Here is a 6,151-nt window from a genome sequence, read left to right on the forward strand (position 1 = left end):
GGATAGACAGCGGGAATGGTGGAAGTGGTGAGGGGTTCATAGGCAGGTTCGACCTGGCCGCAGACCCGGAGACACACCTGCTCAGTGGAGAAGCGACATTTCCAAACCCGGACGGAAGCCTGATTCCCGGACTCCTGGTATCGTTCAGGGTGTTGACCGGCGACAGACGCGGAGTGGTGAAGATACCGGTCGGTGCATTGATCGATTCGGGTGAATGGTCGAGCGCCTATGTAGTGGAGAAAGGACCGGACGGAAAGACGATCGCGTCTCTGAAAAAGATCGAGACAGGGTTGAGGACAGCGGACGAGGTGGAAGTAGTATCCGGTCTCGCGGAAGGAGACCAGGTGGTAAGGTTCGGCCAGTCGAAGATCAAAGACGGTGACCTGGTCAAGGTGATCGGTGGGGAGGAGGGCTAAATGAATATTTTCAGGATTTTTGTAAGACGGCCCGTATTTACCTCGATGATCATGGTCATGCTACTGGTCATGGGAATATTCTCGTACCGGAGGCTCGTCATAGAGATGATGCCGAATGTCGAATTTCCCATAATCGTCGTGACCACAATATACCCCGGGGCATCTCCTGCCGAGGTGGAGAGTCAGGTGACGAAGAAGATCGAGGACGAGGTGGCGACGATCGCCAATGTGAAAAACCTCCAGTCGTATTCGATGGAGAATGTCTCCCAGGTGGTCATAGAGTTCGATCTCAATACCAGCGTCGATCTTGACGCCATCGATGTGAAGGACAAGGTCGATGCTATCCGGATGTTCCTGCCGGAGGACGCGGAAGATCCCGTAATCCAGAAGTTTGATATGAACGCTTCTCCGATTATGGACCTGGCCGTTTCGGCGCCGAGATCCCTCCGGGAAGTCTACGAGATCTCCGATAAAGTCATCAAGGAAAGGCTTAGCAGGATAGACGGTGTCGCCGAGGTGGAGCTGACCGGAAAGAGGGAAAGGGAGATCAGGATAGAGGTTGCTCCGGAGAGGCTTCGCGCCTACGGTCTTTCCATTCTCGATGTCGTAGGGATCGTTTCCATGCAGAATCTCAACGTACCGGCCGGACACATCACACGTGGTCCGGGTGAGATCACTCTCAGGATGACCGGAGAGATCACCGATCCTTCTGAAGTAAAGGATTTCAGGCTTCCTCTGCCCTCAGGAGAGACGATACCACTTTCCGAAGTGGCGATTGTGTTGGATACGACCGAGGAACTCCGTGAATCTTCCACCTGGAACGGTGAACCGGTGATCGGGCTCTCGATCATGAAGCGTTCCGATGGGAATGCTATCAGTGTGGCCCGTTCGGTCGAAGTCGCACTCGATGAGCTCAACGGTATCCTGGACGACGATATTGAAGTGACGATAACAAACAACGCGTCGACTTTTGTCTTTGACGCGGTCAGCGATGTGTTGTTGAATATCGCGATCGGTATCATCCTGACCTCGATACTTCTCTTTCTCTTCCTGCACGACTGGAGGCAGACACTGATCGCGGCTATCTCGATGCCCATTTCGGTGATTGCTACATTCCTTCTTATAGACAGTGCGGGATTCAGTATAAATATTATGACACTGCTGGCCCTGGGAATCTCGATCGGTACGCTCGTCACGAACTCGATCGTAGTGATCGAAAATATCTCCAGGCTTGTCAAGACCGGTATGGATCCTTTCGAAGCGGCTGAAAAGGGGACCAGCGAGGTGGCGGTCGCCGTACTTGCCTCGACCCTTACAAATATTGTCGTCTTCACACCGATCGCGTTCATGAGCGGGATCATAGGAAGGTTCTTTCTCCAGTTCGGGCTGACGGTTGTTTTCGCGACGATCTTCTCACTGATCATCTGTTACACGATGGTACCGATGCTTTCAGCCAGACTGATCAGGGCGAAGGCCGGGGAGAATCAGCACAGGGATCATATCTGGACACGGTTCACGGCAGCGTGGGACAGGGGATACGGATCGATAGAAAGTGGCTACAGGAATCTTCTTTCACATTTCCTTAAACACAGGTGGCAGCCTATTGTCATTACCGTAGCCATTTTCTTTTTCGCCATCTTTCTCTTTGGATTTGTCGGAGGAGAGTTCATGCCGGTGATCGATGAGAATATCGTCATGGTCACAGTCGAGCTCCCCGCCGGGACAAGTCTCGAACGGACTCACGAGGTCACGACGAGGATCGAACGGGTGATGAGGGCGAGGCCCGATGTCGAGGGTGTAATCACAAAGATCGGTGGAGGGCAGAGAGGAGTCGAGGAAGGGCTGATAACACTGAAACTCGTCGACGGTGAGGAGCGTGACCTTACTATCGTCGAGTTCATGAACGATATCCGGCCTTTGCTGGCCGAAGTGCCAGGCGCAGAGATCATGGTTACTGCTTCGGGCGATGGTGGTGGGGTGGAGGCTGATCTTGTGATGGAGATCCTTTCATCGGACCCGGAGAAGCTGACCCGGTACAGTCGGGACATATTCGCAATAGTGCAGGATGTATCCGGACTGGTCGAGGTGCAGACTACCGAGAAGACTGGAAAACCTGAGATAGTCATGAGGCCGAGGCGGCGTCAGATGGCGCAGCGCGGACTTCAGCCGGCAAACGCGGGGATGATCCTCAGGGCAGCCTACGAAGGTCAGGAGGCGGGGGTCTACCGTGAACTCGGTGAGGAATACGATATCATGGTGAAGTATGCCTCGGATATTCGTTCCGACCCGGACTATCTGAAGGATATGCCATTCAACCTTCCCTCTGGTGGGGAGGTCCCTCTGTCAGACATAGCGACCCTGGAGAACGCGACTGGAGATGCCGAGATCCTTCACCGCGACAAGCAGAGGATGGTGCAGATCACGGCGAATGTCGCGACAGGTACTGTCAGCGAGGCGAGGGCGATAATCGATGAGAAGGTCGAAGATCTGGGGCTGCCATCGGGAGTAAGGTTCAAGTATGCGGGAATGGCTGAGGTCCAGGACGAATCGTTCGCCTCGATCCAGACGGCGATGATCCTGGCGGTCGTACTGGTGTATATTGTGATGGCTGCTATTCTGGAGTCTTTCATACACCCTGTCACCGTTATGATCACTCTGCCGCTCGGACTTATCGGGACCTCGTTCGCGCTTTTCTTTACAGGACAGACGATCAACATCATGTCGTTGATGGCGATGGTGATGCTGGTGGGAATCGTGGTGAACAACGCCATCCTTCTTCTCGATGCCACCAGACAGTTGAGGGAACAGGGCAGGAAGATGAGGGAGGCCCTTCTCGAGGCTTGTCCGCAGAGGCTCAGGCCGATCATTATGGCAAACCTCGCGATCGCAGTCGGGATGATCCCGCAGGCGATGGGTGGTTCCGGCGTAGAGTACCGGACTCCGATGGCCGTGGTACAGATCGGTGGTGTGCTGCTTTCAGCGGTGTTCACGATCTTCGTCATCCCGGTCATCTATTCGATGGTGGACAGACTGACTCCCGCGGGCAAAAGGGAACGCAGGGAGATGGCAAACCAGGGAACCCCGTGACCTGAACGGGCCTTTCAGTCAGAGATATGAAACAGAGTTCAGGGCCGGTCTTGTGCCGGCCCTGGTTCTTTCTTAGGCCCCGGTGCTTTCTCTGGTTTCTGTTCTTTCCCCGACCCGGCCTCACTGTCTTTTCCGTCGCCAGGCAACCGGTATGCGAAAAGAGCGGCGAGAAATATGATCAGCAGGGGTTCCAGCAGTATCCTGTCACCCATCTGAAAATCTGTAATAAATATCAGAAGAACTATGTATCCGATTACCGGAAGTCCCGCTGCCAGGTGTCTTCTGCCGAAGTGCCTGATCATTCCGGCAAGTCCCAGGAAAAGAACCAGGATGTATGACCAGGTCATCATGTAGTTACTGTTTCTGAGTCCTTGATTCTGAGGTTCTTCGTTCGTGAGCTCGTTCCAGCTTCTTCCGAATAATGTCTCTATTTCGATGTAGATGCGGTGCAATGGTTTCCACCTGTCCCTGTTGGGACCTGCGGTCCCGAGGCTGTACTTATCGAATGAGACAGAGTATGCAGCCCGGTCGTAAACCGGGACCATCCTGTTTATACGGGTAGAATTACGGACCGCCCAGGGTGCAAGAGTCACTGCCAGTACAATAAGGAAGAGGATCCTTCTTCGGGTTGAGAAGACCACTCCGGGAACGATAAATATCGCTATCGGAGTCAGCATTATTGACAATCCCATTATGACAGCCAATCCACAGGCTTTAATGTTTTCCCGTATCCTGGACACAGAAAGGGCCATTATCAAGAGAATAAGGAAGACAAGTACCGAGTCCGGCCTGATCCTCAGGCTGGAAAGGATGAGGTTGGGATAGATTGCGATTACAGCAGCCGCTACGAGTCCTGTCCGTCTGCAGAACATTTTCCGTCCGGCATCGTACACGAGGGCGATCGAGATGGATGAGAGTACAGCCTGAATCAGGAACAACCCTATGGGATGGGATCGTCCTGCGAGGATCTTTGAAATGTGTACGATGACAGGATACAGGGGAGGTGTCAGAGTGTCGAGGGCCCCTTTTGGTGTAATGGAGGACAGGCCGGATATTGTCCAGGTCTCACTCACTCCCTGCTGAACCTGGCCCGACAGGGCAAGATATACTCTCACAGCAGTTCCCAGCAGAAGTATCACCAGGAGGATATCCCAGTCACCCTGTGCCCATTCTTTTATTCGCCCGGAACACCTGTTGAGGAATCCAAGGATCGATCCCCCTGTCTTTCCTTCCCGCATGACCCTCCAAGAAGTATAGAAGTAAATATAATCAGAGAAGGCTCGGCCAGAAGCCTGTACCTTATCTTGAACATTGCGAGCAGAATGAAGAATGCTAGGTAGCTGAGCGCCGGCCACATCACGCCCCGGTTCTTCTTGTCATATCTCCGCAACATTCCCGCCGCGCCCAGGATCAGGACAGGCAGGTATCCATAATGCAGTATGTTGGAGACATTGTGGTCGTCGTTGACAAGGCTTCTCATTACGAAAGTATCGAATCCACGTGAAAAGAGCAGGGAACATTTTTTATGGAGGATATTCATGGTACGCCACTTGTTTTCAGCTATAAATCGGAAAGATTCCCTCATGTATATAGATACCGGCAGGTCTCTGCTTTCCAGTTCAGTTTCTGAGAAATCGTAGTTCGACAGTCCCGTTGCCCGCGGGTTGTAAGTCTTGTAGAAGGCAAGCGCTCCCCTGTTCGGAACGTTTCCGCTGGCCACCATAAAGATGATAGCCGGTGCCAGGACTGCGGCTGTTGTGATCAGAAAGACCTTTTTCTTATCGACGCTCAGAAGGGCCCCCGGCCAGAAGTAGAGGAAAGCCGGCCTGATAAAGCAACCGGCGAAAATCGCCAGAGCGGCAAGGACAGCTTTCCGCCTGTCATCGATATTCCAGACCAGTACGCCGAGGATCACCATGGTGACCAGCAGGGCAAGAGTCTCAGTGAGAGTAGTCAGGGTGTAGACAATGAAGTTTGGATAGATCGCGAATATTCCCGCCGCTATCAATCCGGTCTTTTCATTACAGATTTTTCGGCCGATAAGGAATGCTGCAAAAACTGTGAAGGTGCTGATCAGTGCCTGTATGATGAAGACGGCCTGGTAGTTTCTCGATCCAAAAATGGAGTAGATAGCCCTGAGAAACAGGGGGTATCCGGGAGGTGGCGAGATCACGATCCGGTCACTCAGTGCCAGTTCGTTATAGATCGCCATGTCGCTTTGATCGGGGGCGACATCGCATCGGATGGCCACGGTGAGTCTTATCGCCGCGGCAACGGCGATTATCGATATCAGGATTATCAGTGATCGTTTCATCGCCGGCGATGATACCACATGTCCATTCTCGAGTAAAACCTGTTCATCAAACGAGTAGGGAATAAGGGCGGAAAGGTATTGAATCAGGAGAAAAGTACCTATAGAATGAAAATATCAGATGAAGATGATCACGGTCGATCCATGATCCTTATCCCCCTACCGATGGAGGAAGATGCTGGACGGACAAAAAATATTGGTGATAATACCCGCCCTGAACGAGGAAAGAAAGATCGGAGAAGTGATCGCCGGAATTCTCCCGTCGGTTCACGGAGTCATAGTGGTCGATGATGGTTCGAGCGACCGTACTGTGGAAGTTGCAAGGCAGGCGGGCGCG

Annotated in this window: 5 protein-coding genes; 3 read left to right on the forward strand and 2 right to left on the reverse strand. The window is 52.9% G+C overall.

Annotated features, from left to right (window positions below; genetic code table 11):
• Together KOO63_04845 and KOO63_04850 are read left to right on the forward strand one after the other, a co-directional pair.
• Window positions 1-416 (forward strand): hypothetical protein (locus tag KOO63_04845; GenBank protein MBU8921131.1); only part of this gene is annotated, 416 nt, incomplete at its 5' end.
• Entirely contained in the window at window positions 417-3,503 is a 3,087-nt protein-coding gene (locus KOO63_04850) for an efflux RND transporter permease subunit (protein ID MBU8921132.1), read from the forward strand.
• 38 nt (window positions 3,504-3,541) lie between these two features.
• Here KOO63_04850 and KOO63_04855 read toward each other — a convergent pair whose 3' ends face one another.
• A complete protein-coding gene (locus tag KOO63_04855) occupies window positions 3,542-4,741 on the reverse strand; it encodes a glycosyltransferase family 39 protein (GenBank protein ID MBU8921133.1) in 1,200 nt (399 codons plus the stop codon).
• Window positions 4,678-5,817 carry a glycosyltransferase family 39 protein gene (locus KOO63_04860; GenBank protein MBU8921134.1) on the reverse strand — a complete coding sequence of 380 codons (1,140 nt, stop codon included), beginning with the start codon at window positions 5,815-5,817 and terminating at the stop codon, window positions 4,678-4,680. The genes KOO63_04855 and KOO63_04860 overlap by 64 nt, the downstream gene beginning before the upstream one ends.
• Before the next feature lie 172 nt (window positions 5,818-5,989).
• On the opposite strand from KOO63_04860, the gene KOO63_04865 reads away from it, so the two are divergent.
• On the forward strand, window positions 5,990-6,151 hold a 162-nt coding region (locus tag KOO63_04865), incomplete at its 3' end, for a glycosyltransferase (protein MBU8921135.1).

It is taken from the genome of Candidatus Latescibacterota bacterium (assembly GCA_019038625.1).
Lineage (GTDB): Bacteria > Krumholzibacteriota > Krumholzibacteriia > Krumholzibacteriales > Krumholzibacteriaceae > JAGLYV01.

What these genes read in the sequence shown, in the direction of transcription:
- KOO63_04850 (MBU8921132.1), top strand. Translation starts at nt 417, where the DNA reads ATGAATATTTTCAGGATTTTTGTAAGACGGCCCGTATTTACCTCGATG.
- KOO63_04855 (MBU8921133.1), bottom strand. Translation starts at nt 4,741, where the DNA reads ATGCGGGAAGGAAAGACAGGGGGATCGATCCTTGGATTCCTCAACAGG.
- KOO63_04860 (MBU8921134.1), bottom strand. Translation starts at nt 5,817, where the DNA reads ATGAAACGATCACTGATAATCCTGATATCGATAATCGCCGTTGCCGCG.